Origin of the sequence: Kitasatospora sp. NPDC101235 (genome assembly GCF_044767505.1) — a bacterium.
In the GTDB taxonomy this organism is placed as follows: domain Bacteria; phylum Actinomycetota; class Actinomycetes; order Streptomycetales; family Streptomycetaceae; genus Kitasatospora.
In genome coordinates this window covers 70597-96629 of record NZ_JBIWNZ010000033.1, presented here as the reverse complement: position 1 = coordinate 96629, position 26033 = coordinate 70597, and the positions used below count along the sequence as shown (strand labels likewise).

29 protein-coding genes and 3 pseudogenes are annotated in these 26033 nt (G+C 71.5%); 8 read left to right on the top strand and 24 right to left on the bottom strand.

Going from position 1 to position 26033, the window contains the following annotated elements:
• The 6 genes and pseudogenes from ACIRRH_RS37030 to ACIRRH_RS37005 form a co-directional block, all read right to left on the bottom strand.
• A pseudogene (locus ACIRRH_RS37030) lies at positions 1–713 on the bottom strand (glycosyl hydrolase); the annotation flags it as partial.
• Positions 714–1067: 354 nt separating this feature from the next.
• Entirely contained in the window at positions 1068–1499 is a 432-nt protein-coding gene (locus ACIRRH_RS37025) for an SRPBCC family protein (protein WP_403076434.1), read from the bottom strand.
• A 41-nt stretch (positions 1500–1540) separates the two neighbouring features.
• Complete coding sequence (locus tag ACIRRH_RS37020; RefSeq protein ID WP_380769896.1) at positions 1541–1999, bottom strand: MarR family winged helix-turn-helix transcriptional regulator; 459 nt, start codon at positions 1997–1999, stop codon at positions 1541–1543.
• On the bottom strand, positions 1992–2747 hold the full coding sequence (locus ACIRRH_RS37015) for an alpha/beta fold hydrolase (protein WP_403076432.1): 756 nt from the start codon (positions 2745–2747) through the stop codon (positions 1992–1994). The genes ACIRRH_RS37020 and ACIRRH_RS37015 overlap by 8 nt, the downstream gene beginning before the upstream one ends.
• A 446-nt stretch (positions 2748–3193) precedes the next feature.
• The gene (locus ACIRRH_RS37010) at positions 3194–4057 is read right to left on the bottom strand and encodes a serine hydrolase (RefSeq protein WP_403076440.1); all 864 of its coding nucleotides are present in this window, start codon (positions 4055–4057) and stop codon (positions 3194–3196) included.
• Between the two features lie 71 nt (positions 4058–4128).
• Complete coding sequence (locus tag ACIRRH_RS37005) at positions 4129–5076, bottom strand: LysR family transcriptional regulator (RefSeq protein WP_403076430.1); 948 nt, start codon at positions 5074–5076, stop codon at positions 4129–4131.
• Positions 5077–5205: 129 nt separating this feature from the next.
• Between ACIRRH_RS37005 and bla the strand changes: the two genes are divergently transcribed.
• Positions 5206–6135 carry a class A beta-lactamase gene (gene bla / locus ACIRRH_RS37000; RefSeq protein ID WP_403076427.1) on the top strand — a complete coding sequence of 310 codons (930 nt, stop codon included), beginning with the start codon at positions 5206–5208 and terminating at the stop codon, positions 6133–6135.
• Positions 6136–6166: 31 nt separating this feature from the next.
• Positions 6167–7270, top strand: coding sequence for an MBL fold metallo-hydrolase (locus ACIRRH_RS36995; RefSeq protein ID WP_403076424.1), 1104 nt, complete (start codon positions 6167–6169; stop codon positions 7268–7270).
• 380 nt (positions 7271–7650) lie between these two features.
• On the opposite strand, the gene ACIRRH_RS36990 is transcribed toward ACIRRH_RS36995, so the two are convergent.
• The 4 genes from ACIRRH_RS36990 to ACIRRH_RS36975 form a co-directional block, all read right to left on the bottom strand.
• Positions 7651–7779 carry a hypothetical protein gene (locus ACIRRH_RS36990; protein WP_403076422.1) on the bottom strand — a complete coding sequence of 43 codons (129 nt, stop codon included), beginning with the start codon at positions 7777–7779 and terminating at the stop codon, positions 7651–7653.
• 389 nt (positions 7780–8168) lie between these two features.
• Positions 8169–8993: a carbohydrate ABC transporter permease gene (locus tag ACIRRH_RS36985; protein ID WP_403076420.1), complete on the bottom strand. Its 825-nt coding sequence runs from the start codon at positions 8991–8993 to the stop codon at positions 8169–8171.
• Complete coding sequence (locus tag ACIRRH_RS36980) at positions 8990–9904, bottom strand: carbohydrate ABC transporter permease (RefSeq protein ID WP_403076417.1); 915 nt, start codon at positions 9902–9904, stop codon at positions 8990–8992. The genes ACIRRH_RS36985 and ACIRRH_RS36980 overlap by 4 nt, the downstream gene beginning before the upstream one ends.
• A complete protein-coding gene (locus ACIRRH_RS36975; RefSeq protein WP_403076415.1) occupies positions 9894–11183 on the bottom strand; it encodes an extracellular solute-binding protein in 1290 nt (429 codons plus the stop codon). Before ACIRRH_RS36975 ends, ACIRRH_RS36980 begins: the two co-directional genes overlap by 11 nt.
• Positions 11184–11346: 163 nt before the next feature.
• On the opposite strand from ACIRRH_RS36975, the gene ACIRRH_RS36970 reads away from it, so the two are divergent.
• Positions 11347–11874, top strand: coding sequence for a hypothetical protein (locus ACIRRH_RS36970; RefSeq protein WP_403076412.1), 528 nt, complete (start codon positions 11347–11349; stop codon positions 11872–11874).
• Positions 11875–11921: 47 nt separating this feature from the next.
• Here ACIRRH_RS36970 and ACIRRH_RS36965 read toward each other — a convergent pair whose 3' ends face one another.
• Both ACIRRH_RS36965 and ACIRRH_RS36960 read right to left on the bottom strand, forming a co-directional pair.
• Positions 11922–12704, bottom strand: coding sequence for an ABC transporter permease (locus tag ACIRRH_RS36965; protein WP_403076410.1), 783 nt, complete (start codon positions 12702–12704; stop codon positions 11922–11924).
• The gene (locus ACIRRH_RS36960) at positions 12701–13633 is read right to left on the bottom strand and encodes an ATP-binding cassette domain-containing protein (protein WP_403076407.1); all 933 of its coding nucleotides are present in this window, start codon (positions 13631–13633) and stop codon (positions 12701–12703) included. The genes ACIRRH_RS36965 and ACIRRH_RS36960 overlap by 4 nt, the downstream gene beginning before the upstream one ends.
• A gap of 163 nt (positions 13634–13796) precedes the next feature.
• On the opposite strand from ACIRRH_RS36960, the gene ACIRRH_RS36955 reads away from it, so the two are divergent.
• A complete protein-coding gene (locus ACIRRH_RS36955; RefSeq protein WP_403076405.1) occupies positions 13797–14996 on the top strand; it encodes a sensor histidine kinase in 1200 nt (399 codons plus the stop codon).
• Positions 14993–15685 carry a response regulator gene (locus tag ACIRRH_RS36950; RefSeq protein WP_403076402.1) on the top strand — a complete coding sequence of 231 codons (693 nt, stop codon included), beginning with the start codon at positions 14993–14995 and terminating at the stop codon, positions 15683–15685. The genes ACIRRH_RS36955 and ACIRRH_RS36950 overlap by 4 nt, the downstream gene beginning before the upstream one ends.
• A 24-nt stretch (positions 15686–15709) precedes the next feature.
• Here ACIRRH_RS36950 and ACIRRH_RS36945 read toward each other — a convergent pair.
• The 3 genes and pseudogenes from ACIRRH_RS36945 to ACIRRH_RS36935 form a co-directional block, all read right to left on the bottom strand.
• Positions 15710–16138 (bottom strand): annotated as a pseudogene (locus ACIRRH_RS36945) (helix-turn-helix domain-containing protein); the annotation flags it as partial.
• 302 nt (positions 16139–16440) lie between these two features.
• Entirely contained in the window at positions 16441–16947 is a 507-nt protein-coding gene (locus tag ACIRRH_RS36940; protein WP_403076399.1) for a hypothetical protein, read from the bottom strand.
• 192 nt (positions 16948–17139) lie between these two features.
• The gene (locus ACIRRH_RS36935) at positions 17140–17748 is read right to left on the bottom strand and encodes a carboxylesterase family protein (protein ID WP_403076397.1); all 609 of its coding nucleotides are present in this window, start codon (positions 17746–17748) and stop codon (positions 17140–17142) included.
• Positions 17749–18063: 315 nt separating this feature from the next.
• Here ACIRRH_RS36935 and ACIRRH_RS36930 point away from each other — a divergent pair, with 315 nt between their 5' ends.
• Positions 18064–18810 (top strand): phosphotransferase family protein, encoded by a 747-nt coding sequence (locus tag ACIRRH_RS36930; RefSeq protein WP_403076395.1) that lies wholly within the window; start codon positions 18064–18066, stop codon positions 18808–18810.
• A 191-nt stretch (positions 18811–19001) separates the two neighbouring features.
• Entirely contained in the window at positions 19002–19823 is an 822-nt protein-coding gene (locus ACIRRH_RS36925) for an alpha/beta fold hydrolase (RefSeq protein WP_403076392.1), read from the top strand.
• Between the two features lie 166 nt (positions 19824–19989).
• On the opposite strand, the gene ACIRRH_RS36920 is transcribed toward ACIRRH_RS36925, so the two are convergent.
• From ACIRRH_RS36920 to ACIRRH_RS36905, 4 genes are all read right to left on the bottom strand, one after another.
• The gene (locus tag ACIRRH_RS36920; RefSeq protein WP_403076390.1) at positions 19990–20346 is read right to left on the bottom strand and encodes a beta/gamma crystallin domain-containing protein; all 357 of its coding nucleotides are present in this window, start codon (positions 20344–20346) and stop codon (positions 19990–19992) included.
• 230 nt (positions 20347–20576) lie between these two features.
• Positions 20577–20717 carry a hypothetical protein gene (locus ACIRRH_RS36915; RefSeq protein WP_403076387.1) on the bottom strand — a complete coding sequence of 47 codons (141 nt, stop codon included), beginning with the start codon at positions 20715–20717 and terminating at the stop codon, positions 20577–20579.
• 57 nt (positions 20718–20774) lie between these two features.
• Complete coding sequence (locus ACIRRH_RS36910; protein ID WP_403076385.1) at positions 20775–21320, bottom strand: hypothetical protein; 546 nt, start codon at positions 21318–21320, stop codon at positions 20775–20777.
• A gap of 311 nt (positions 21321–21631) precedes the next feature.
• The gene (locus ACIRRH_RS36905; protein WP_403076384.1) at positions 21632–22561 is read right to left on the bottom strand and encodes an SMP-30/gluconolactonase/LRE family protein; all 930 of its coding nucleotides are present in this window, start codon (positions 22559–22561) and stop codon (positions 21632–21634) included.
• 76 nt (positions 22562–22637) lie between these two features.
• Between ACIRRH_RS36905 and ACIRRH_RS36900 the strand changes: the two genes are divergently transcribed.
• On the top strand, positions 22638–23093 hold the full coding sequence (locus ACIRRH_RS36900) for an Lrp/AsnC family transcriptional regulator (RefSeq protein WP_403076381.1): 456 nt from the start codon (positions 22638–22640) through the stop codon (positions 23091–23093).
• A 129-nt stretch (positions 23094–23222) separates the two neighbouring features.
• On the opposite strand, the gene ACIRRH_RS36895 is transcribed toward ACIRRH_RS36900, so the two are convergent.
• The 5 genes and pseudogenes from ACIRRH_RS36895 to ACIRRH_RS36875 all read right to left on the bottom strand — a co-directional run bounded on the left by ACIRRH_RS36895 (position 23223) and on the right by ACIRRH_RS36875 (position 25779).
• Positions 23223–23435 (bottom strand): hypothetical protein, encoded by a 213-nt coding sequence (locus ACIRRH_RS36895; protein WP_403076378.1) that lies wholly within the window; start codon positions 23433–23435, stop codon positions 23223–23225.
• Between the two features lie 97 nt (positions 23436–23532).
• Entirely contained in the window at positions 23533–24498 is a 966-nt protein-coding gene (locus ACIRRH_RS36890) for a WGR domain-containing protein (protein ID WP_403076376.1), read from the bottom strand.
• A 112-nt stretch (positions 24499–24610) separates the two neighbouring features.
• Positions 24611–24751, bottom strand: a pseudogene (locus ACIRRH_RS36885) (IS630 family transposase); the annotation flags it as partial.
• Positions 24752–25074: 323 nt separating this feature from the next.
• Entirely contained in the window at positions 25075–25227 is a 153-nt protein-coding gene (locus ACIRRH_RS36880; protein ID WP_403076373.1) for a helix-turn-helix domain-containing protein, read from the bottom strand.
• 51 nt (positions 25228–25278) lie between these two features.
• Positions 25279–25779, bottom strand: a complete 501-nt coding sequence (locus tag ACIRRH_RS36875; protein ID WP_403076370.1) for a hypothetical protein — start codon at positions 25777–25779, stop codon at positions 25279–25281.
• Positions 25780–26033: the final 254 nt, after the last annotated feature.

The following is a 26033-nucleotide window of genomic DNA, read 5'->3' as shown; positions in this document are numbered from 1 at the left end:
CCGCGCTTCGGGTCCGCGAGCACGTACACGCCGGTGCCGACGTACGAGGTCGCGCCGGTGTTGGACTCACCGGTGGCGTACCAGAGCCGGCCGCCGCCGTCGAGGTTCAGGGTGCCCGTCGAGAGGGACGGGAGCTTGTCCGAGATGGACTGCCACTGACCGCCGCCGGTGCGGGAGCGGAAGACGCCACCGTTGGCGCCGCCCGCGTACACGTAGCCGTCGTTGTCGGCGGCGAGGCCGGTGATCCGGCCGGTCACGTAGCCGGAGCCGCCGCTGGAGTTGGAGTTGACGTCCCGGTAGCGCGGGTCGTCCGAGTTGTACGGCTTGTCGGTGACGTGGTCCCAGGTGCCGCCGGTGCGCGGCATCGACTGCAGCTGCGACCAGGCCGCGCCGTAGGCGCCGGGGGCGACCACGCCGGGGGCGGTGCGGGCCTCGGTGTACTGCGCGGTGCCCTCGGCGGAGTTCTCCGCCTCGTCGCCCTCGTCCTCGCCGGGGGCGGCGGACGACGCCTTGGCGGTGAACGCCGGTCCGGCCGCGGCCGTGCCCTGGACCTTCTTCGCGTGCTTCTGGCCGATCTCGGTCTGGTGCTGGGCCTGGTGCGGGCGAGGCTTGGGCGTCTCGGACGGCGCGGCGAGGGCCTGGGTGGTGGTCAGTCCGAGCGCGGTGAGCGTGACGGCGGGCAGCAGCAGCCGTCGGCGTTGCCTGGTGGGCACGATGGTGGGTCCTCCCCATGTGGCGGATCGCGAGATCGCGCGGTCCCGGCGGAATCAGACCGAAGCTTCGCGGCTCGACGGGTCGGAGTGAAGGGCTTACACATAACGAATGCCTAAAACCAAATCAGTTAAGAAAGTTGAAGGACAACAGAGAACCCCGTCTTCCCACGCCGAAGCGGGAAGACGGGGCGCGTGGACGAGCCGCCCGCCGTAGAGCGTGCCGCTGCCGGTCGGTGCGGTGAAGGTCTGCGCGATCGAGGAGTCGCCGTTGGTCGGCGAGGACGAGCCGAGCAGGGCGGCGTAGGTCCCGCTGTGCGGGCCGCTGGTGGTCGCCCCGGTGGCGGGGCGGGGGGTTCAGCGGGTTTCGAGGATGTTCTTCAGGGCGTCGAGGTTCTTCGCGACTGCGTGTTTGACCCGGGGGCCGGCGATCGCGGCGATGGGCTTGAGGGCTCCGGTGGCGGTGAGGTGGAGGGTGTTGACCAGGTGGGTGGTGTGCTGTTCGAGCGGGGTCAGCCGGTAGGTGGCGGTTCCGGTGAACGGGCCGAAGTCGCCGTCGATGGTCAGCAGGTTCGGGGGGTCGTACTCGGTGATGCGGAAGTGCTCCTCGGCCGGGCGCGGGAGCGTGCGGGTCTGGCGGTAGGTCGTTCCGACCCCGATCGGTCCCGGGGAGGTCTGCTCGGTGCGGTCGAGCGCGTAGTTCCAGCGCGGGAGGTTCTCGGGCCGTGCGAGGTAGGCGAAGACCTCGCCGGCAGGCGCGTCGATCGTCAGAGTGTTCTCGAATCGCATGGTCGTTCCTTCGCTTGGCGCGCGGCCTGCGGGTCGTGGCGTCAGTCGAGATCGAGGCGTTTGTTGAGGGCCTTGCCCGAGGGCAGGGTGTCGATGAAGTTGTGCAGGAACGCGAGCATCGCGTCGACCTCCAGGCCCTCGCAGGCGGCGTCCATCGAGGTGTAGAGGGACTCCTCGATCTCGGTGACCGCGGTGGCCAGGCGTTCGCCCTCGGGGGTGAGGCTGAGGTGGAGGTAGCGGCGGTCTTCGGCGTCGGTGCGGCGCTCGACCAACCCGGCCGCGACGACGCGTTCGACCAGCCGGCTGGGGTTGGTGCCGCTCTCGCACACCAGGAGCTGTCCGAGCCCGTTCAGGCTCAAGGTGCCGTGCTGCTGGAGCAGGCGCAGCACCTCGGCCTGCGACGGGGTGATGCCGTGGGGTTTGAGGGCCTGGATCAGCAGCCGGTTGCCTTCGCGTTGGGCTGCCAGGATCGCGAACCGCAGGTGTTCGGCCTTACGCACGGGCGTCCTGTCGGGTGGTCGGGAGGGCGGCGAGGAAGTCCTTGACCGCGGCGGCGTAGGTGACCGGGTGAGAGAAGCGGAACATGTGGCCGGTGCGCGGCAGCACGACCTCCCGCGCGTCGGGGATGCCCGCGCGCATGGTCGTGGAGGCGTCCTCGCCGATCAGCACGTCGTGCGAGGGGGTCAGGATCAGGGTCGGGACCTGGACCCGGCCGAGGACGCCGACGTAGTCGGCGGTCAGAGCGGCCCGCAGGCGGGCGCCGAAGGAGGCGGCCGGGGTGCTGGCGAGGAACAGTTCGCGGCTGCGCGCCTCGCTCCAGGGCACCTGTCCTTCGCCGTCGAACGGGGAGGCGAGGCGGTGGGCGTGGGCGCGCAGCGTCAGCTGCCGGTAGAGCGGGCCGCGGGCCTTGCCGATCGCCTGCATCAGGGCCTTCCACGGCTTGGAGTCGACTGGGTTGGCCGCGAATCCGCCGGACAGGACCAGGGCGCGCAGGCCCTGCGGGCGGCGGGTGGCGAGCGCGAGCGCGATGTTCGCGCCGAACGAGTCGCCGACCAACACGAAGTCGTCCAGGTCCGCGATCGCGTCTTCGACGTGGTCGGCGTAGCGCTCGATGTCGTCGACGCCCTCGGGCAGGCGCAGCGTGCGCTTGGGCGCGTCGCCGTAGGGGGCGAGCTGCTCGGCGCTCCAGGGAGCGCCGGAGAAGCAGGGGATGAAGACGAGGGTCGGATTCTTCTCCGAAGTGTTCATATCGGACACGTTACATGACACATGTGTCGCGACACATGCGATCTGGGTCACACATGAATTCGCCCCATGCGCCCGCCGGCCGCCCGGCGCGGTGTCGCGAGTCGAAGGAGGCAGGACTCCCGGGCCGACGTCCTCTTCGGCGGTGTGCGGGTCGCCCAGCGAGCGCGTGACGGGAGCCGGAGTACGGGTGAGGCACAGCGGCCGAGGAAGTTGATCTGAATTCTTGGGCGCAGACCCCCTGCTTCAGCTGGGGGGGTTGGCTCTTGCCGTGCCGGAGCCGCGAAGCGGCGCGGTTGTCCTTGGCCTCGGCCTTGGCCAGTCCGCCGTCCTGCGAGTTCCGCGCGCACGGCCGCCACGGCCTGCGCGGTGGCGGCGGTGTCGGCGGGGCCTTGGCGGGCATGCCGGGGTGGTCACGGCATCACGGTTTCGCCCTGGCTTGGCGCCGGTCAGCCCGTCCCGCCCGTTGCCGCCCGCGCCCGGAGGGCGTCGACGGCGAGGCGGGCGGTGGTTCCGATGGCGGCGTCGGCGGCGGGCAGGGTGATGGTCGTGGCGGCGGCGCGGGTGAAGACGGCGAGGGCGTAGCGGCCGCCGTCGGGGTATTCGACGACGCCGACCTCGTGGCGCAGCGTGGGGAGGGTGCCGGTCTTGCCGTGGACACGGACGTCGTCGAAGGGGAAACCGGAGGCCAGGCGGTGCGGCCAGACCTGGAGGCCGAGGAGGCGCCGCAGGGCGGCGCCGTGGTCGCCGGGGCAGGCGTCGCCGTGCCAGAGGGCGGCGAGCAGGGTGGTCATGTCGCGGGGGGTGCTGTGGTTGGTGAAGGCGGGGTCAAGGACCCTGAGGCGGGCGACGACGGCGGGGTCGACCGGGGAGTCCGGACCGGTGTCCTCGGCGAGGGCGGCGATGAGGTCGCGGAGCTTGTGGACGGCGACGGTGCGGCTCAGGCCGAGGTCGGCCATGGTGCGGTTGACGGTGTCGAGGCCGATCTCGTCCCACAGGGTGTCGGCAGCAGTGTTGTCGCTGACGGCTACGGTGAGGTAGGCGAGGTCGCGAAGGGAGAGGCGGGCGGCATCGAGCATGGCGGCGAGGCCGGTCCCCCCGGGGGTGCGGCCGGCGGCGGCGACATCGACCTGCCGGGTCAGGTCGATCCGTCCGGCGGCGGCCTCGCGGTACAGCGTCACGAGCAGGCAGACCTTGTGGACGCTGGCGGTGCTGACGGCGGTGTCGGCGCCGAGGCCGATCTCGGCGCCGGTGTCGAGGTCGCGCGCGTGCAGCCAGCCGGTGACGCCCGCGTCGGCGAAGGCCGCGGCGATGCGGGTGCGCGCGGCCCGGCTGTGCGGGGGGCGGTCGGCAGCCGTGCGGTCGGCTCTCGTGCGGTCGCTGGTCACAGCGGGAACTCCATTGCGGGCCGGGGGTAGAGCGGGCGGTTGGGCGGCTGGGGCAGCAGGCCGCCGGGTCCGGTCAGCGCCTCGTGGGCAGCCTGCGCGAACAGTCGGACGGCGGGCCCGCCCCGCCCGGCCGGCCAGGCCGTGGAGGTCCGCCAGGCCAGCGGGGTGCCGGTCAGCGGACGCCAGACTGTACCTGGTGGCGGCGTGGTGCGCGGCACCAGGGCGACGGCGCTGCCGGTGAGCACGAGCGCGCCCGCGACGTCCGGTCCCGGCGGGTCGACGACGGCCTCGGGAGTGCAGCCGTGCCTGGTCAGCGTGGTGAGCACCTCGTCGTACAGGGCCGGGGCCGTGGCGCGTGGGAAGAGGACCAGGCGCAGGCCGGTCAGTTCGGCCACCGCGAGCTCCGGGCGGTCGGCGTACGGACTGCGGGTGGCGAGCAGGACGCCGAGCGGCTGGTGCAGGACGGGGCCGAAGGCCAGTCCGTCGGCCGGGCAGGGGTGGCGGACGACGGCGACGTCGACGGTGTGCTGGGCGAGCTCGCGCACCACGGCCGCGACCGGCAGTTCCCGCAGTTCGAGCCGGGTGCCTGGGGAGGCGGTCTCGAAGCCGGTGAGCAGCGCGGCCAGGGTGGCCGGCCCGAGTTCGGGCGGGACGGCCGCGCGCAGGGTGCCGGCCCGTCCGCTGCGCAGGTCGGCGGCGGTGGCGAGGAGGCGGGCGGCGCTGTCCAGCGCCTCCTCGGCCTCGGCGAGCAGCAGCCGGCCCGCCGGGGTGAGGTCGACGCCGCGCGGACCGCGGTCGAACAGGGTCACGCCGAGTTCGCGTTCGAGGCGCTGGATCCGCTGGGAGAGCGAGGGCTGGGCGATCCGCAGGCGCTCGGCGGCGCGGCCGAAGTGCCGTTCCTCGGCGACGGCGCGGAAGTGGCGGAGGTGCCCCAGCAGGTCCATGGGCAGCAATCATAGGTGTTTTCTTATCGCCTACTTCACGATTGCACTCTTGGACTGGGGAGTCGGCGGCCTGTTTAGCTGAGCGCGACGGCACGGCCGCGACGGCACGAACCACCCGGGAGACCACCGATGACGCCCGACCTTCACCGCCCCCGCACCGCGCTGCCCGCCGCGGCCCTGCTCGTGGCCGCGCTGATCGGCGGGTGCGGCCGGGCGAGCAGCGCCTCGACGGCGCCGGCACCCGCCGCGACGGCGGCGCGGGCGCCCGCGACCGACTCCGCGGACGCCTCCTTCGCGGCACTTGAGCAGCAGTTCGGCGCCCGGCTCGGCGTGTTCGCGGTGGACACCGGCAGCGGCCGGGAGGTCACCCACCGGGCCGACGAGCGGTTCGCGTTCGCGTCCACGATCAAGTCGCTCGCCGCCGGGGCCCTGCTGCAAAAGGTGTCCGACGCGGACCTGGACAAGGTCGTCTCCTACCGCCAGGAGGACGTGCTGACGTGGGCACCGGTCACCTCGCAGCACGTGACCACCGGCATGAAGCTGCGGGACCTGGCCGCCGCCTCCATCCAGTACAGCGACAACACCGCGGCCAACCTCGTCACCGCCGAACTCGGCGGCCCGGCGGCCGTCCAGCAGTCCCTGCGCGACCTGGGCGACTCCACCACCAGCGTCGACCGCACCGAACCCGCCCTCAACGAGGCGACCCCGGGCGACACCCGTGACACCAGCACGCCGCGCGTCCTCGCCGCCGACCTGCGCCGCTACGTGCTCGGCGACGCCCTCGCAGAGGACCGGCGCGGGCTGCTGACGGACTGGCTGGTCGGCAACACGACCGGCGGCCCGTACGTCCGCGCGGGGGTGCCCGCCGACTGGAAGATCGGCGACAAGACCGGCAACGCGGGCTACGGCACCCGCAACGACGTCGCCGTGGCGTGGCCTTCGGGCGGGCGCCCTCCGATCGTGATCGTCGTCCTGTCCGACCGCGGCAAGGCGGGCGCCACCTCCGACGACGCCCTGATCGCCCAGGCGACGAAGACCGTCGTCAGCACCCTCGGCTGACCCTCCCCGACCGACCAGGAGCCCGACCGCGATGATCCGCCCCACTCGCCGGACCGCCACGGACGCCGACTTCGCCCGGCGCCGTCTCGCCCAGCTCGCCGTCCTCGGTCTCGCCGCCGGGGCCGCGCCGGCCGCCCTGCCGGGCTCGGCCTCGGCCGCCACGCCCTCTTCGGCGAACGCACCGTCCACCGCCCGTGCTTCGGTGAAGGCACCGTCCGCCGCCCGCGCGCACTACGACCGCGCCCGCCGCCTCGCCGCCGACGACCCCGTGCTGCGGGCCCTGGTGACAGCGCTGACACCCGGCTCCGGCCCTCCCCCACTGCCCGCGCCCGAGCCCGTCAAGCTGTTCGACAACCTCGTGCTGCTGAGCGCGGGCTGGGTCTCGGCGATGGCGGTGCTGACGGACGACGGCATCGTGCTGATCGACTCGCTCACCTCACCCGCCGATGCCGAGGGCGTCATCATCCCCGGGCTGCGGGCGGTCGGCGCCGACCCGGCGGCGATCCGGCACGTCGTCGTGACCCACGGCCACGCGGACCACTTCGGCGGCGCCCAGACCCTCGCCGACCGCTACGGCGCCCGCGTGCACATGTCCCCGGCCGACTGGGACCTCCTCACCCGCACCCGCCCCGCCGACGCCCCCGTCCGTGACCTCGACATCGCGGACGGCGCGCAGCTCACGCTCGGCGGCACGACGATCGAGCTGCACCACACCCCGGGCCACACGCCCGGCACCGTGTCCCCGGTCATCCCGGTCCGGGCGGGCCGCCGGCACCACAGCGCGATGCTGTGGGGCGGCCTCAACCCGCCCTCGACGGTGGCGGAACTGCGCACCTACCTCGCCTCCGTCCACTCCTTCCGGGCCGTCATGCGCCGGGCGAACGTGGAGGTCGAGCTCTCCAGCCACCCGAACGACCACGGCCTCGAACGAGCCGGACAACTGCGGCACCAACCGCCCGGCGCCGCGAACCCCTTCCTCCTCGGCGGCCCCCGCACGCAGCGGTACATGGCGGTCATGGACGCGATGCTGCGCGGCCGCATCGCCGACGCGGAGGCGGCGGCGGCGGGAGCGGCCGGGACAGGGGCCGGGGCGCGCGGAGCCCACACCGTGGCGGCGTCGCACGCCTGCTGCTGACCGCCCGCACCACGCGGCGGGCCGGCGCCCCCGCCCAGCGCGAAGACGTGGCGGTTGAAGGACGCGTTCCCCGACCCCTTCCAGATCTCGCTCGCTGACCGCTGGACCGTGGGATCGCAGGTCCAGTCCGTTCCTGCCCGGTGGAACTCCGCCCCTCGCCGACGGGCTTCGCGGCGGAACATCGGTGGGGCGTGGAGCGTGACCTCGTGGCCCTGCTCGAGGGCCGGGCCGATGACATAGTCGAGCGCGGACACGTGCGAAGGTATCGGTTCAGCGGTGACGGCTGTTCGTAAGGCCATGGAGACTCCACGTAGCGTTGTGGGCACCGCGAACCCCGGGCCGGGCCAGCCTTGCCGGGGTCGGGGCGGTGCGACGCGGCGTCAGGCGCCGGGTGCCGGCGGCTTCCGCGACAGGCCCGGGCCGTTCGGACAGCCGAGGACCAGGACCTGGAGGACCGCGCCGGCGTAGGCGACCAGGAACCGGGCGATTCTGCGGGGCGTGCTGCGCATGGTGGTGTGCCTGCTTTCGGGTCGGGGCTGGTGGCTGGCTCTTCGGGTGGTGCCGGTGCGGCACCAGGGTCCCGCTGTCACTGCACGCGGTGATCGAGAAGGCGGCGACCACGACGCTCGCGGCGGCGGTGACCAGACGGGTGGGGGGCGTACGGACGGTCCTGTGGTCGCTCCCCTTTCGGGCCGCCGCAGGTCTTCAGTCGAAGAGCGGCAGCTGGCCGTTCTCGGCTCTTCTCCGCGGGCGTTTTCGGCGTGCGCCGGTCGGAGGAGGGGCCGGCAGAGCCTTCCGGCGTTGCGGGCGGAGGATGCGCCCGGTCGTGCACGGAATCGTCCTGTGGACGTGCACGGGGTGCCGCCGTCCGGGCCGGGGCCTCTCGCCGCCGGCGCGGTCAGCCCTTGACCGCGCCGGCGGCGAGGCCGGAGGCGATCCTGCGCTGGACGACGAGGAAGAAGACCACGACGGGCAGGGCGGTCAGCGTGGCACCCGCCATGAGACCGCCGTAGTCGGTCCCGAAGCTGGTCTGGAAGGAGACCAGCCAGATGCTGACGGTCTGTTTCTTCGGGCTGGACAGCAGGACGTAGACGAGGACGTACTCGTTCCAGGCCTGGACGAGCGCGAAGACCGAGGTGGCGACGATGCCGGGCGCGAGCAGCAGGAGGACCACCCGGCGGAACGCGCCGAGGCGGCCGCAGCCGTCGACCATGGCGGCCTCCTCCAGTTCCACCGGCACGCCGGCGATGAACCCGCGCAGCATCCACACCGTGAACGGCAGAGTGAACACCAGATAGGTGATGATCACCCCGGCGATGCTGTCGGTCATCCCGACGTCGTTCAGCAGCAGGTACACCGGGATGATCAGGGCGGTGAGCGGGACCATCTGGACGATGAGGATCACCACCACGAAGGCCCGGCGGCCCAGGAAGCGGAAGCGTGCCAGGGCGAAGGCCGCGAGGGTGCCGACGACCAGGGACACCAGGACGGTACCGACGCCGATGAGGACACTGGAACGCACGTTGGCCCAGAAGGTCTCCGTGCCCAGGGCCCGGGTGAAGTTGGCGAGCGTGGGCCGGCCCGGCCAGAAGTGCGGTGGCAGGCTCAGGATCTCGCTGGCCGGCCGGAACGCGGTGAGCACCATCCAGTAGACGGGGAAACCCACCACCGCGGCCACGACCAGCCCGAGCAGGTCGTAGCCCAGCGACCGCCGTCGCCTCATTCGATCTCTCCCGTCCTGAGCATCTGGCGCAGATAGACGACCGATCCGCCGAGCAGCAGCACGACGGTCACGAGCGCGATCGCGGCACCGGTGCTGTACCGGTTGACGGCGAACGACTCGATGAAGGAGTAGACGCCGAGCAGGTAGTACTCCCGCTCGGGCTGGCCGCCGCGCATGAGCCAGATCTGGTTGAAGACGCCGAAGTCCCAGATGGCCGTCAGCGTGGTGACCATGAGCAGGACCGGCCTGATCACGGGAAGGGTGACGTGCCGGAAGGCCTGGAACGGCCGGGCACCGTCGAGCACCGCGGACTCCTCCAGCTCCGGCGGGACCTGCGCCAGCGCTGCCCGCAGGGTGATCGCCGCGAACGGCAGCGATCCCCACACGACGACCGCGACGATGACGGCGAAGCCCTGCCACGGGTCGGTGAACCAGTTGTGCTTGGCCAGGTCGACCCCGGGCAGCCGGGAGAGCACCCAGTTCACCACGCCGTAGTCGGCGTCGAAGAGCCAGCGGAAGACCGATGCGGCGACCATGGCCGGCATCGCCCACACCGTGACCAGCACCGCGGCGATGACGGCGCGCACCCACGGGGAGACGCGGTGCATCAGCAGCGCGGTGACCAGCCCGCAGAACACCGTCAGGGCGACGCACACCGCGGTGAACAGCACCGTACGGAACACCACCGTCCAGAAGAACCCGTCCCCGAGGATCCGCCGGAACTGCTCCAGCCCCGCCCAGGGCGGCGCCGCGCCGCTGAACAGCTGCTCGCGGGTCATGTCCTGGAAGGCGAGCACGACCATGTCCACGAGCGGGTAGCCGAGCACGAGGACGAGCGCGAGGACGGTGGGGCCGATCAGCAGGTACGGCAGCAGGGACGGCCGGCGCCGCCGGACCCGGTCAGCGCTCATTGATCACTTCGTCGATCCGCTTGTCGGCGTCCCGGGTGGCGTCCTGCACCGACGCCTTGCCGTTGGCGATCCGTTCGAGCATCTCGGGCAGGATGTTGGACTTCTCCACCGACGTCCAGCCGGGTGCGAACGGGGTCATCCAGCCTCCGGTCGCGGCGGCCCGGGCGGACGGCCCGTTGATGCCGCCGGCGGCGACCTCGGCCAGCTGGGTGGTGTTGTTGGGCAGGGTGTTCGCGGCGATCAGCGCCTTCTGTGACTCCCGGTCGGTGAACATCCTGATCCAGTCGGCGGCCAGGTCCTTGCGCGACGACTTGGCCGGCACGGCCAGGGTGGAGCCTCCGAGGAACGGCGGCAGGAGCTTCCCGGACGGGCCGGGGAAGGGGAAGGTGGCGAACTTGTCCTTCAGCTTCACATCCCCGCCGGAGCGCTCGTCGGCGGCGGCGTCGGCCTCCCAGGTGTTGCCGTAGAAGACGGCCACGTGGCCCTGGCCGACGACGCCCGGCTGGTCGCCGTTGTCCTTGGCGCGGTCGCCGACGTAGTAGTTGTCGATCAGCCGCTTCCACTCGGTGAGCCCGGCGACGGAGGCCGCAGAGGACAGCGAGGACTTCCAGCGGCTGCCGTCCTTCACGGCGATCTCGCCGCCCGCGTCCTTCACGAAGGCCATGGCCGCGTACCAGTAGCGGCCCGGCATGTAGAAGGCGGAGAAGTTCTGGTCCTCGGGGCCGAAGGTGTTCGTCAACCGGTCGAACGCCGAGATCAGCTCGGGGTAGGTCTTCGGGGCTGCGGGGACGCCCGCGCGCGTGAAGAGGTCGGTGCGGTAGACACCGACCCGGGCCCCGACGTAGTAGGGCACGCAGTAGGTCCTGCCGTCGTTGCGGCACGCGTCGGCCAGGGCCGGCAGCCACGCGTCCGACTGGTCGAAGCGAGCCGGGTCGAGGGGGGCGAAGGCGCCGTTGACGGTGTAGTTGGTGGTCTCGCTGTTGCCCATCTCCACCACGTCGGGCACGTTCTTCCCGGCGAGAACGGCATCCAGCTTCTGGTTCTTGGTCGTCCACTGCTGGTACTGGACCTCGACCTGGACCTTGGGGTGGGCCTTGGTGAACCGGTCGTTAGTGGACTGGACCAATTGTGGCCAACTCTCCTGGGCGTCCACGGCCAGCCACACGGTCAGCTTGCCACCCGAGGCGGAACCTCCTCCCGAGCCGCTGCCACACCCGGCCGCAGCCAGGGACAGGAATAACGCCAGTACGACAGGGCGACTGGACACGCGAATGGCCATGGGGGTCTCCAAGTTCACTGCGGGGGTTGATTTCTGACTACCCATCGGATGAGCCCATGGTGCAGAGGTCTAGACATTCGGCCGGAAGACGACGTTCGGCTTCCCACCCCTGCGGCTGGTGGGATGATCGCCGGGCAAGACGTCCGGCAGTGCGGAGGACATGATGGAGGGCCGTTTCACCGACCCCGGGTTCACGGTGTACGAGTTCGCCGACGAGGTACTCGTCCGCTGCCCGCAGTGCGCGGGCTGCGCCCTCGTTCTCGCAGGGCTGGGCGAGTGCGAGCACCGCTGGATCGGCGGCCGGGAGTACACCCGCCGACGGCTGCGGTGCGGCTGTGGCTACGCCAAGGACGAGTTCCAGGGCTCCAGAGCCTTCGGGGGGCCTGTCGACCCGTACTTCGAGCTGCCGCTCTGGCTGGTCGCGGACTGCTGCGGCGGACGGCAGCTCTGGGCCTACAACCTCGCCCATCTCGACCTGCTGCAGGGCTACATCAGCGCCGGACTTCGCGAGCGTGCCGCGACCCCCGGCTCGATGAGCCTGGTGGAACGGCTGCCGGCCTGGGTGAAGTCGGCCAAGCACCGGGAGGAGACCCTCCGGGCGATCCGGCGGCTGCGCACCTCGGTTCCGCAGGACCGACAGGCCGGCACCGACGGGGCCTTTGCAGACATCGAGGCGGCCCCGGCGTCCTGAACCGCTCACCTGGCGAACGGCCAGGCACCTGTCGCAGGACACGAGTGTCAGGCGTCCCGACGGGTCAGGCTGAGGGCGGCCAGGGTGAAGGCGACGGCGAGGTAGCCGGCCAGGGCGGCGAAGCAGCCGGCCGGGCCGAGGCGGTCGGCGCCTGCTGAAGCGACGGTGGTGCCGAGGCCTTCGAAGACACTCTGCAGTCCGAACCGGGACACCTCGTCGCCGAGCGGTGCCAGCAGCATCGGGGAGAGGAAGAAGAGGCCGAACAGGGCAGCGACCGCGCCCGCTGTGTGGCGCAGGAGGAATCCGAGCGCGAGGCCCAGCAGGGCGAAGACGGACAGGAAGACACCGCAGCCGACCACAGCGCGTGTCACGCCCGGGGCGCCGAGCGAGACCGCGAGGTGCTTGGCGGTCAGGGCGCGCTGGCCGAGCAGGAAGGTCAGGAAGGCGAGCAGCTGTCCGAGCAGGGCCGACACGCCGCCGACCACCAGGGCTTTGGCGGCGAGCAGCTGCCCGCGCCGGGGCACGGCCGCGAGGGTGGTGCGGATCTGGCCGGTGGTGTACTCACTGGAGGCGGCCAGGGTTCCCAGGGTGCCGATGGCCAGGACGGCGACGTAGAAGCCGCCGGAGAAACCGTAGCGGACGGGGTCGAAGCGCTCGCGTTGCGCGGCATTCCAGGTGTCCCAGTCGCCGGCCGCGCCGGCGTAGTCGATCAGGCCGATGAACAGCGCGGCGGCCAGCGCGACGGCTGCGGCGAGCGGGGTTGCGCGGACGCTGCGCAGCTTGACCCATTCCCCGGCCAGGGCGCCTCGGGTGGTCGGAGCGGTGGTCATGCGGTCCTCTTTCCGGGAGAAGTGGAGGTGGCGCGGTAGTCGACGGAGCCGCCGGTGGCGTCCATGAACGCCTGTTCCAGCGAGGCGTGCCGGACGGTGAGTTCGTGGACGCCGATGCCGTGGTCGGCGGCCAGTTCGCCGATGACGGCCGGCTCCAGGCCGACGACGGCCAGCGCTCCTGCGGGTTCCTCGCCGACGAAGGAGGCCCCGGCCGCGCGCAGCAGCCGGGCCAGCTCTGCCGGACGGGCGCAGCGCACCAGGACGTCGGTGCGGGCGTTCTCGGCGAGGAAGTCGGCGGTCGAGCAGTCGGCGACGAGTCGTCCGCGTCCGATGATCACGAGGTGGTCGGCGGTGAGGGCCGTTTCGCTCATCAGGTGTGAGGAGAGCAGGACGGTTCGTCCTTCGGCGGCGAGGTCGCGCAGGAGGGTGCGGATCCACTGGACGCCTTGCGGGTCCAGGCCGTTGACGGGTTCGTCGAGCAGGAGGACGGCCGGGTCGCCGAGGAGGGCGGCGGCGATGCCCAGGCGCTGTTTCATGCCGAGCGAGAAGCGCCCGGCCCGACGGCGGGCCGCCGTCGCCAGACCGGTGAGTTCCAGCACCTCGCGGACCCGGCGGGGGCCGATGCCGTTGGTGACGGCGAGGCCGAGCAGGTGGTGGTGGGCGGAGCGGGCGGGGTGGACGGCCGCCGCGTCCAGCAGCGCGCCGACCTCGCGCAGCGGGTGGCGCAGCGAGGTGTACGGGTGGCCGTTGACGGTGGCCTGTCCTCTGGTCGGGGTGTCCAGGCCGAGGATCATTCGCAAGGTGGTGGACTTGCCCGAGCCGTTCGGCCCGAGGAAGCCGGTGACCTGCCCGGGGTGGACGGTGAACGTGAGTCCGTCCACGGCGAGGGCGCCGCCGTAACGTTTGGTGAGGTCGCGTACCTCGATCATCGTCGTGCCTTTCTTGTGGTGTGCCCCAACGCTCCCGTCCGCACCTGGGTCCGGGCTTCCCACCGTGGGCGGAATCCCGGCATTCGACAGGGGCCGGCCTCTGCCCGTGGTCGTAGGCCTGTGGGGCGATGTCTCGGCGGCGGGCCGCCGTTAGCCTGGGGAAATGCCCGATACCCCGCACCCGCCGGTGACCAGAAGGCTGCGCCCGGGCCACTGGATGATGGTCGACCTGGCGGTGTCACTGGCCCTGACCGTGATCACCTGGCTGCGGGTGCTGGACGCCTACCGGGTGTTCGATCCGCACCACCGGGGCTACGCCGAGCCGACCACGGCCGAGCTGGTGACGGTGCTCGCGTGTGTGGTCGTCGTCGGCGCGGCGGCGGGCTTGCGGCGGCTCGCGCCGGTGGCCACGGCAGGGGTGGTGTTCGCCGCCTGGGTGGTGGTCGTGGCGGTGGCCGGGCAGTTGACCATCGCCAACCTGGCCGGGTTCCAGGTGGTGCTCGCCGCCGCGATGTCCGTCTACCTGATCGCGGCGGTCAGAGCGCCGCGGGCCGGCGCGGCCGCGCTGGCGCTCGGACTGCTGGGCGCCGGGCTGAGCGAGTTCGGCTCGCGGGAGCTGTGGAACAACCTGGTCTTCGCCGCGCTGGCGATCGTCACCGCCTGGGCGCTGGGCAGCGCGGCGGCCCGCTACCGCGCGTACGGCGTGGAGGTGCGCCGCCGCCAGGTGGACCTGGCCAAGGCCGAGCTCGCCGAGGAGCGGATCCGGCTGGCCCGGGAACTGCACGACGTGATCGCGCACAGCATGAGCGTGGTCAACGTCCAGGCGGGCTACGGCCGCTTCGTGATCGGGCAGGACCCGGCGAAGGCCGAGCAGGCGCTGGCCACGATCCAGACGGTGAGCCGGGACGCGATGGTGGAGATGCGCGGTCTGCTCACCGTCCTGCGTGGAACGGTGACCGGGGAGCTGGCGCCCGCGCCCCGGCTGGCCGATCTGGAACGGCTGGTGGCGAGCAGTGCGGAGGCCGGGGTGCGGGTCGAGCTGCGGGTGGGCGGCCGGGTGCGGCCGCTGCCGGACGGCGTCGAGCTGTCGGCGCTTCGGATCGTCCAGGAGGCGCTGACCAACGTGGTCAAACACGCGCACACCGACTCGGCCCGGGTGGACGTGGCGTACGAGGAGGACCAGCTGGTGCTGGAGGTGACCGACGCCGGGCGCGGCACGTTGGTTGGGACCGGTGGCGGGCACGGCCTGGCGGGAATGGCCGAGCGGGTCGGGCTCTACCAGGGCCGGCTGGAGGCCGGACCGCTGCCGGGCGGGGGCTTCCGGGTCCGGGCCGTCCTGCCACTGGCAGGGGCAGCGTCATGACGGCGCCCGAGCAGTCCTGTGCCCCGCCGATCCGGGTCGTGGTCGCCGACGACCAGGCACTCGTCCGAGCCGGACTGGCCGGGATCGTCGCCGCCGCCGACGGCTTCACGGTGGTCGGCGAGGCCGCCGACGGCGCCCAGGCCGTCCGACTGGCCCGCACCCTGCACCCGGACGTCGTGCTGATGGACATCCGGATGCCGGGCACCGACGGCCTGGCGGCCACCCGGCAGATCACCGCGGAGAGCAACGTACGGATCCTCGTCCTGACCACCTTCGACCTCGACGAGTACATCTACGGGGCGCTGCGCGCCGGTGCCTCCGGCTTCCTGCTGAAATCCACCCCGCCCGAGGACCTGCTGGCCGCGATCCGGGTGGTCGCCGCCGGGGAGGCCTTGCTCGCCCCGAGCGTCACCCGCCGGCTGATCCGCGCCTTCGCCGCCCGCCCAACGGAACCGGCGGCCGTGCCCGAGGGCGGCGAGCGGCAGCGGGTCCTGCGCGCCGTCACCGGGCGGGAACTGGAGGTCCTGACGCTGATCGGCCGCGGGCTCACCAACACCGAGATCGCCGAGCAGCTGGGCGTCAGCACCGGCACGGTCAAGACCCACGTCGGCCACCTGCTCACCAAACTCGCCGCCCGTGACCGTGTCCAACTGGTGATCACCGCCTACCGGGCCGCCCTCGTCGAATGACCCGGTCGGGCGGGGACCGCGGCCTCACTCCCGGAAAGAGCGGCGGTAGGCGTCCGGCGGCACACCGATCGTGCGGTGGAAGTGGCGACGCAGTGTCGTCGCCGTGCCCATGCCCGCGGCCGAGGCGATGGTGTCGACGCTGTCGTCCGTGGTCTCCAGCAGCTCCTGCGCGCGGCGGATCCGCTGTGTCAGCAGCCACTGCAGCGGGGTGGTACCGGTTACCGAGCGGAAGTGGCGGCCCAGGTGGCGCGAGCTCATGTTCGCTTGCCGGGCCAGGTCCTCCACGGTGAGCGGCTGGTTCAGCCGCCGCATCACCCAGGGAAGCAGTTCGGCCAGGGGATGGCCGTCCTGGGCGGGCACCGGAGTGGTGACGAACTGGGCTTGTCCGCCGGCCCGGTGAGGCGGCACGACCAGGCGACGGGCGACCACGTTGGCAACAGCCGAACCGTGGTTGCAGCATCCCGTCGGTGGCGGCGATCGACACGCGCGGCTGACCGGCGGCCCGTGCCGGGATCCCCGCCGTGGTCGGTGCGGTCGACGAGCAGGCCGATCGTCCGTACGGGGCGAGCGTCCGGGCCGAGCACGACCCCGCCGCATTCCTCGATCCGGCGCGCCCGGCCGTCGCGCCGGACCGTGCGGGTGCGGCCGCCGTTCCCGGCTCCCCGGTGCGTGGAAGGCCGCACACCCCCGTGGTCACGAACACCCGAGCCGGGCCGCTGAAGCCGGAGGGTCGCAGGCGGCAGGGAGGTGCCCGGTCAGTCGCTGACTCCGAGATGCAGGACGGTGGCCCAACTGTCGCTGACCAGAAGCAGGTTGCACCACCAGATGTAGCCCGGGTGCAGGCCTCCGACATCGCCGCAGCTTCGGACGGGACCCAGGTGTGCCTCGACGAGGTCGGCGATGCCATCGGCGACCTCGTCGGCCCGCCGGATCTCGTCGGGTGTGCGCAGGTCGGCTGCCGGCCACCTTCGGGCGGGCTGCATGAACCCCTCGGTCACCTCTCGACGGAGGATGTCCCGCCAGGCCCGGGGTGATGGGAACGGGCGTATCGGTGTTCCCACCTGGTACCCGCTGCCCCAGCCGCCGGCGTCGTAGACGGCCTGAGCGAGACTCTGCAGCCGGTCATGACCGAGTGTCGTCCCGGCCACCGGGACCACGTGGAGCAGCTCGATGAACGGCTGGTGATCGCAGTCCTGGAGCAGGTCCTCAAGGGTCTCCGCCGCGGCTGACATTGCGTCCGGCGCGGCGAGCGGGTTCAGCATGGACGTCCGGGTCCTCTCGTCCGTTTCCGCGGTTCGGCCCATTGTGCTGGCTGACCGCGCGTTCGTGCGACGGGGATTCCACGGCCTCCCGTGGGCGGAGGTGTCCGGAGCCGTCCCCGCTCGCGCGGGGGCGGCGGGAACCCGGCGGGGTGGTGCCCCCGCCGGGACCGGTACTCCGGCTTCTTCGGGTGTTCAGCGGATGCCTTGCCAGAGCTCCCTCTCCGGCCCGTCCGCTGTCGTCGTGGTGGTCCAGTCGGTGCCGATCCGCTGCACGACGGGGGTGTCGGGTGTGAAGCCCGGCCAGCCCGGGTCACCGTCCCGGGCGAAGGCGATCCAGCTCGCGTGCATGCGTTCGGCGAGTTCGCGCACTGTCTCGTCGTCCGGCCGGACGTCGAGTACCCCGTAGTCCACGCGGCCGATGGTGTCGAACACGAAGGGGAGTTCGAGGCCGTGGCAGGCGCCGAGCGTCCCGTCGTATCCGGGAGAGGACCAGGTGAACTCGTAGCGCCAGGTGCCGCCCGGATGAGGGGCGTGTGCCTCGGCGAGGCGCGCGGTCGGTACCGCGAACATGTAGTCCGTGCCGATCCTCGGTGAGATCTGTGCGGACATCCTGCCGCCGGGCGTCGTCACCGTGGTGTGCGGCGACCGCGACACCGGCCGGGCACTGGAGCCGAGCTGCTCGGCGGAGTGGAGTTCGTCGGCGGCGGGCCGCTGGACGTGCGCGACGTGCCGGAGCTCGCAGCCCGCAACGCCGCCGACCGGGCCGGCGGAATCGTCATCGCCGACCGGGAGTTCGAGCATGACGTGGTCGACTTCTCGCCCCCGTCCGGAACGGCTCCGGCGCCGTCGTCGCAGCGCTCAGCATCGCCGCGCCCCGGTTCCGCCTGGGCGGGCGCTCGGCGATCTCCGTCGAGGTCGTCCCCTGGTCAGGGGCCGCGACCGCGAGCAGCCCGTCCAGCCCTCGGCTCAGGCTCTTCACGGTTCCAGCGCTCACCCGCAGAGCATAGTGGCCGCCCCCGGCGGCCCGGGCGCTCTGGGCGCCGGCGGTCTCCACCGAGGTCGAGCACGCGACAAACCCGGCGACGTCGGCGGTCATCCCCGGGATACTGGTCGCCCATGGATGAGGTCGAAGTCGTCGTCGCCCATTCCGAGCGTGCGACTCTGCGCGTCGGCGACGTGTTCCTGAAGGTGGACGCCGATCAGGCGCGCATCGACGTCGAGGTCGAGGCGATGTCCCTGGCGCCGGTCCCGACCGCGGAGGTCCTGTGGCGCAAGCCGCCCGTGCTCGCGATGGCTGCACTTCCGGGGACGACGCTTGGGCGCCTCGGTGGGCCGTCGACCGGGTCGCCGGCGGCGTGGGCCGCGGCGGGTGCGGCCATCCGGACGCTGCACGACGCGCCGCTGCCGTCCTGGCCGGGACGGGCCGGGCGGAGCATCGCCGCGCTGGCGGCGGAACTCGACGACGAGTGCGAGTTGCTCGTGACGAACGGTGTCCTGCCCGTCGACCTGGTCACCCGCAACCGCCAGGTCGCCGAGGCCGCACTGCGGCCGTGGACTCCGGCGTTCACGCACGGCGACCTGCAGATCGCGCACGTCTTCGTCGACGGCGACGAGGTCACGGGCATCATCGACTGGTCCGAGGCGGGCCAGGGTGATGCCCTGTACGACCTCGCCACCTTCACGCTCGGACACGAGGAGCACCTCGACGACGTCATCGCCGGCTACGGCACCGACGTCGACCTCGACGTGATCCACGCGTGGTGGTCGTTGCGCAGCCTGCTGGTGGTTCGCTGGCTGGTCGAGCACGGCTTCGACCCCTTCGCACCGGGCTGTGAGGTCGACGTGCTGAGATCCCGGATGTGAGGCTGCGCGGGCCCGACTGCCACGTACGCGTTCTGACGCATCGGACAGGCCATCCCCTGGGGCGCATCGTCTGCCCTTACTCTCAACAGAGTGCGGTGCGCAGTCATCGCCGGCGGATGACGGTGCTCCTCTTGTACAGGAGTCGCTAGCCTCATGGGAGTTGGTGTTCCTCAGCTTCGGGAGGGTGACCCATGGCCGTGCACGTGACCGCGTGGGATGACCGCGATCGGGCCGGAGGAGGCCGGGCTCCAACAGCTGCCCCCGCCCTCTTCGTCCACAACATCTTCACCTGGGGCAGCGACTCCACCTACGGGTTTGCCGGGCAGCGGCCCCTCGCGGACAGCCGGCGGCTCCTCCTGATGGATCGCCAGGGTTACGGCGACAGCCCGGACACCGCGCGCAGCGACTTCGACGTCGACGCCGAGGACATCATGGAGGTTCTCGGCGACGAGGCCTCCGCCGTGAGGTTCGGCGGCGCCCACCTCGTGGGACACGGGAACGGCGCTGTCGCCGCGCTCATCGCCGCCGCGCGCCGACCCGACCTCGTCCGCTCCCTTGCCCTCGTCCAGCCCTCCGCCTTCACCGCCGCCGCGCACCATCCAGTCGTCGCCGGCCTCCTCGACCGGGTACGCGACGGCGCCCCGGGCATCCCGGACGGCGTCACGCCGGAGCAGTATCTGCGTGCGTCCACCGAGGGGTTGGGGATGGCCATGCCCGAGCCCACGTCGCGCCGGCTCCGTGCCGTTGCCACCTCCATGGAAGAGCGGCCCGTCTGGGAGGCGGAGATCCCGCTGGAGGTGATCCGGGGCGCCGCCCTGCCGATTCTGGTGATCTGCGGAACCTGGGAGCGCGCGCCGGCCGCGTACCGCGAGCACGTGGGGCTCCCCCTCATGGCCGTGGCCGAGTCCCTCACGGACTCCCTCGGGGGCCGCCTCCTGCGGGTGCCCGGGTACTACCCGCACACCCAGGAGCCCGCCGTCGTCAACGCCGCCCTGCGGGAGTTCTGGGGCTGACCCGGTGACCTTCGCGTCCGGCGCCGCGCCCGGCCAAGGCCCCAGCACCGAAGACAACGCGCTCCGGTCGGCCGTGACGTGGCCGACCAGCCGCACGTGCCGATGCGGGGCATGCCCGCAGGGGCGTGCCCGGCATCGGCACGTGCAGCGACCGGATGCCGCCGTGTCACCCGATCTGGATGGCGGCGACCCTCGGCGGGCGGTTCGGGAAGGTGATGTCGGTCCAGCGCGTGATCCTCACGGAGTCACCGTTCACGTCGAAGTAGGTCAGGTCATTGTTGCCCGTGGAGATCCGGTCGACCCACCACCCCCCGAAGTCGGTCCTCCCCCCGTTCGCGTAGCAGTCGACGCTGTCACGGCCGTCGAGGTGCGACCAGATCTTCAGGAAGTCATTGCGGCCCCCGTCACACTGGACGTGGTCGATGGCGAAGGCGTCGCTGCTCGGCGGGCCGACGGTGAACGTGGCGGCTGCGGCGAGCGCCATGGCCATGGAACAGATGGCCCTCTTGGTCTTCGAGATCACGGATTCTCCCTCGTACGAGGACCGGGGCGCGGGCCCGGCACTGTCGGTGACGTCACGTCATGACGGGAACGGTGCTTTGCCGATTCCGCGAACGGCCGACCGTGCACCGGTCCGGCTCCTCACGGGCGTGCCTGTCGGTGACACGGCCGCAGGACCTGGGGCCTCAAAGTAGTGACCCCCGTCCCCCATCCGGCCGCAACACTCCGAATGCGAACCGACGGGCCGAGACATCACCCGATCGTGGCGCTCACGCGCGCGGCGGGCGGCGAGCGCGCGCCGGGTCCGCGCCGGGGACGGCTGCGGTCGGTCAGCTGGTCGATGACGGCGTCGACGACTTCGCGCCGACGGTCCGGGTTCACGGGTCTGGGCATGCGGCACCTCCTGCCCGAAGGCTCCCGCAGAATCCTGGCAGGCGGCCCGGAGAGCGACTACTGCCTGCGGCCCTCGATGGCGGCGAGCCGGGCGGACCACTCGCGTTCGGCGATGACGAGGCCGCGCTCCAGCGTCTCGACGAGAACCGCCCGGCTCACCGACACCACCGTCGGCTCATGCCGGGCCTCGGTGCCCCAGGCGGCACCGCCTCCATCACGTACCCGACAGGCGAGGTGCACCCGGTCCCCATCGGGGAACGCGAACGCTGTCACCTCGTCGGTGCACTCCCCCCACTCCAGGAACACACACCGTGCGAGTGCCGCCTCGGCCCCAGGTACGGCCCCGGTACTGGCGCCGTCGTACATCCGGCTCTCGGCCATGCGAAAGGACGCGGACGGCGAGGTGAACCCCACCGGCGGCGCGGTCGGTGTGCGGAAGCGACTGATCTCGTCCTTGAGCTTCTTGACCAGCAGTGGCGGGTAGAACGCGTTGTCCCACGTGTTCACATGGAGCCCGCCGACGAAGACGTCGACGCACAGCAGCCCCGGGTCCTGTTCGACCTGGAACTCCAAACCGAATCCGGTCCGCGACCCGAACAACATGGCAACCTCCCCAGCCCCGGCGCGACACCCGTCACGGCCCGACCCTACTGATCCACTGTCGATACACGGCCCAGCGACGAGGGCAGGCGGCGGATCACGGGCACTCCGACCCCGCGGGCCCGGGCTGTGCGGTCACCAGCCCCGACGACACCACAGGTCACGAGACCCGTTGCCACTCAGGTCGAACTCGCCGTGTCGCGGGTGCTGACGAACCTTGGTACCAGCGGTATGACATCGGGGTGCGGGGGGTGCGATACGCGCAGGGGGCGGGTTCACTGCCCAGCAGCGACAGCGCGCTCGTGCCCGCCCGGTCAAGGGCGCCCCGAGGCGACCCGATAGGTGCCCGTCACCGCCATGACCAGGGAGTACACCGAGGTCGTCGCGGTGATGAAGAGGCGGTTGTTCTTCGGCCCGCCGAAGGTGAGGTTGGAGACGGGCTCGGGGACGAGGAGCCGGCCGATCAGCGTGCCGTCCGGGTCGTAGCAGTGCACGCCGTCGCCGAAGGCCGCCGCCCACAGGCGCCCTCCGTCGTCGAAGCGGATGTTGTCGAAGCTGCTGTCGGGCGCCTCCGCGAAGACCTTGCCGTCCGAGAGGGTGCCGTCATCGCGCACGTCGAAGACGCGGATGTGCCGCGCCCGGCTGTCCGACACGAACAACTGCCGCTCGTCGAGCGAGAACACGAGCCCGTTGGGGCCGGTGAAGCCGTCCGCGACGAGCCGGACCTCGCCGCTGCCCGGGTCGATGCGGTAGACGTTGCACGCGCCGATCTCGCTCGCGGCGCGGTGGCCCTCGTAGTCGCTGGTGATGCCGAAGTCGGGGTCGGAGAACCAGATCGAGCCGTCGGAGCGCACCACCGCGTCGTTGGGGGAGTTGAGCCGCTTGCCCTGATACCGGTCGGCCAGCACGGTGATCGAGCCGTCGTGCTCGGTGCGGGTCACCCGCCGGTTGCCCTGCTCGCAGCTGATGAGGTGGCCCTCGCGGTCCAGTGTGTTGCCGTTGCTGTGACCGGCGGGGGAGCGGAAGACGCCGACCGTGCCGGTGGCCTCGTCCCAGCGCAGCATTCGGTCGTTGGGGATGTCGCTCCAGATCAGCTGACGCCAGGCGGGCAGGTAGAGCGGACCCTCTGCCCACCGGCAGTCCCCGTACAGCTTCTCCAGCCGGACGTCGCCGTTGGCGCACTTCCCGGCGCGGAAGCGATCGTCCAGGATCTCGTATAGGCCGAAGAGAATATCGTCAGACACTGTTCACCTCTTGGCGCTTGTTGCTGAATTTCGTTCGGTGAAGCCCGAGTATGGCAGAAGCGGATATGGTTGCACCATGGCATCGGAGAACCTCGACGAGATCGACCGCACGCTGGTCGCGCTGTTGCAGCAGGACGCCGGGCAGGCGTACGCGGCCCTGGGCAAGGCGATCGGACTGTCCGCGGGGGCAACCCACGAGCGGGTCCGCAAGCTGCGCGAGCGCGGGGTCGTCCGGCGGACGACTGTCGAGGTCGATCCGAAGGCGCTCGGGCTCGGCGTGCTGGCGTTCGTGATGGTCGAGTCCTCGGCGTGGATGGGGGATTCGGCCGAGGCCTTCGCCGCCATCCCGGAGATCGAGGAGGCCCACATCATCGCGGGCAGCGCCTCGGTCCTGGTGAAGGTGCGCACCTCCACGACCGAGCAACTTCAGGACGTGCTACGGCGGTTGTACGCGATCGACGGGGTGAGCGGCACCCAGGCGACGGTCTCGCTGGAGACCTTCTTCGATCGCCCGCCGTCCCCCGCCCGATAAACCTGGTGCGATGGAAGGGGGACCGGCCCGTGAGCGCTGCGCGGGTGCCACGACAGACGGTGTGCGGGGGCGACACGGGTCCGCTACGGCCTGTCTGCGGCACACGGATCGGCCCCCGCGCGCCGATGGTCACGGCCGGCCGGGCGGCTTGGAGGTGGCGGCGGCCTTGGCTGCCACGATCTCGGCGCAGGCCCGCTGCACTTCCGTGGCGGCCCAGCGGGACGGCGACAGGCCCTGTGCTCTCAGTGCGGCCGCCTGCCGCTGGAGTTCGCGGAGCGCGCTGCCCTGGGCGTTGAAAAGGCCCATCTCCTGGTAGTCGCCGAGGTCCTTGCCGCCGTCCAATGCTCTGACCGCATTCGCTCACCGGGTTGGCGCCGTCTTTGCTGAGGCGTGCAAGAAGTGTGTCGTATGCCGCTTCCGGAGAAGGCTGCGGGCAGGCTCAGCCGTGGAGGAAGGAGGGGATTTCGGCGAACGATATGGCCGTCTCGGGCGTGAAACGCCTGGTCTCGCCTCGAAAAGAGCGGGCTTCAAGCCAACTCTGCGCTGCCGCAGTCGGAAGCACGTCCAGGAGCGCCTTGAGATCTGCGGGTCTGAAGACCTTGAAAGTCTGCGTCCGCCGGTAGTTGGACGGCTGGACGTCGAACCTGAGGTCGACGACCGGTTGTGGCTGCCGGCTCCAGTCGCTGTGGGGCAGTGCACCGTGGCCGTGGATTCGTGCGTCGACGAGGACTTCCGGATCCGCATCGCCGATCTCGCAGTCGAAGATCGGGAAGGCTGTCGCGACGCGAGCCGCGATGGCTGGGTACGCGATACAGGCCTGCCCGAGCGCCGGCGGGCAGAACAAGGCGTGACTGAAGGGTCCCACCGGCTTCGACAGAGGCATCTTGTGGTGAGATCGACCCCCGAAAGGCAGGTCACGCCGGTCGCCGAGGAAGGCCAGGAAGGACGACACGACAGCGGGGTCATGGCAATGTCCTCGCACGGTGAAGCGAACGGCGCTGCGCCCCTGGTCCCGCAGCACGAAGTACTCGTGGAATCCCCTCGGGTGATCCGGTGCATGGCTGCGGTGGTACGTCTCGTCGAAGCCATCGACCGGCAGGTAGTCGGGGGCGGGGGCATGCGGCCGGGAGCCGGCCCTGATCACGTCGAGGACAGGCGTCTGCTGGTCGAGTTCGGCCTCGTCAACGGGCCGATTGACCTCGGCGAAGCCCTTCCGGAGCCAATCGTTGATCTTGCGGGAGGCGTGGCGACGGGCATGCTGTTCGTCGTTCAGCGTCGAGGTGCTCGCCTTGCCGCTGGTACCCGACGCACCCCAGCGCAGGAAACAGCGGATCCCCTCCTGGCGTATCTCCCGGTACTCGGACCGGGTCCCCTGCAGGAGCTCGAATCGCCGCCAGTCCGTCACCAGTTCCTCCAGCGCATGTGAACAGGGAGCGGTACCGTGCCTGCTTGTGCCGTCCTCCAGCCGACACGCTATCCGGTGACCGGGTCGGCGGTCCCCCTCCCCCTGCGCCGTTTCACGCCGCTGCGGGGAGGGTGCGTCCGCCCCAGCGGATGCCCTTCTCACTGCGGATCCGGGCGCGCTCGCGGCGCTTGGCGGCCAGGACATGGGGGTGGCCGGTGTCGGCGTTGCGCCGGCGCAGGTAGCGGTGCAACGCGTTGACCGCCCGCTGGGCCGCCGTCCTACCGGTCGGCGGTACAGCCTTCACCACCGCCGGGGTGTGGCCACTGCTCGCTCTGCTGGCAGACGGCGCCACCGGCGCTGTCCGTAAGGAACTCGCCGACGCCATCGGCATCCCGGCGACAGCACCGCAGCCCAGGTCGCCCGTGCCGTCGGATACGTGGGCCCGACCCAGTTCAACCGCGAGTACCGCAGCACCTACGGTCGGCCACCGGGACAGGACGCGGCCCGGCTCCGTTCCCGCCCTACCCAGGCTTCCGCACGGTACTGATCCGCCGACGGCTGATCGCAGAATGGCCGCTATGTCACCACCGACCGCTCGCTCACCCTCAGAGCAGCGGCGATCTCCCGGCTCTTCTCCCCGCCCTCGAAGCGTTCCACGGCCTGCAGCCGGATCCACTCCCGCGCGGCCCTCTCAGCATCGGTCGACCCCCCGCCCTGCGCGTATCTCACAGCTCAGGGCTGCCGGACCCGCCCAGCAGCTGTCACCAGACGGCCCCGACATCACGCTTCAGGTTCAGTAGCGGGCGTCCATCGCTTGATCACGACCGGTGAGCTGTGGAGAGCGGGCCAGACCTGGAGGTGAACCTGCTCGACGACTTCTGGCGCATCGGAGCCCTCTTCGCCTGGCTGGCGGACATTGGCCAAGTTCGCGCGCGACGCGCGGACGCGCGCGAAGCCCTTGGGGACCTCGAACCGCGCGGCATCCGGTAGATAGTCGGTGCATCCCAGGATCGCGATGCGACCGGAGGGCACCTCGACGCTTGCCTCGACCACATGATCGAAGGCATCGCCGGCGTCGCCCGGCTGGCGGTCCAGAACCTCGACCGTCACATCGACGTACATGTTGGCCTGGGTGCCGATGCCGAGCGTCTGCTCCGAGACCGCGAGGCCGTCCGACACCGCTTCGTCGGTCCAGGCATCGCCCAGATCATCTTCGGCGTCCTCGTCCATCACGTGGAGCTGGAAGTAGTCCGCGAAGAGCCGCAGCTTGCTTGTCGCCACCGGGTTCCCATGCCTCTCTCGATCCTTTGCCGGTCAACATGCTGTGTGCCTTGTCCAGCCGTCCGCCGCGAGACGCCGTGGGGCATCCGGGCCAGGGCACGGGCTCCTGCACGTCCTCGGCCATCATGACGGATCGCCGATCTCGGCGAAGAGGTCGTCGGAGCCGGGCGAAGTGGGAAGCCGAGCCCTGGTTGAGCACCGGCGGCCCGCTTTGCTCGGCTCGCCAACTCAGCGGCTCATTCGCCAAAGCAGGC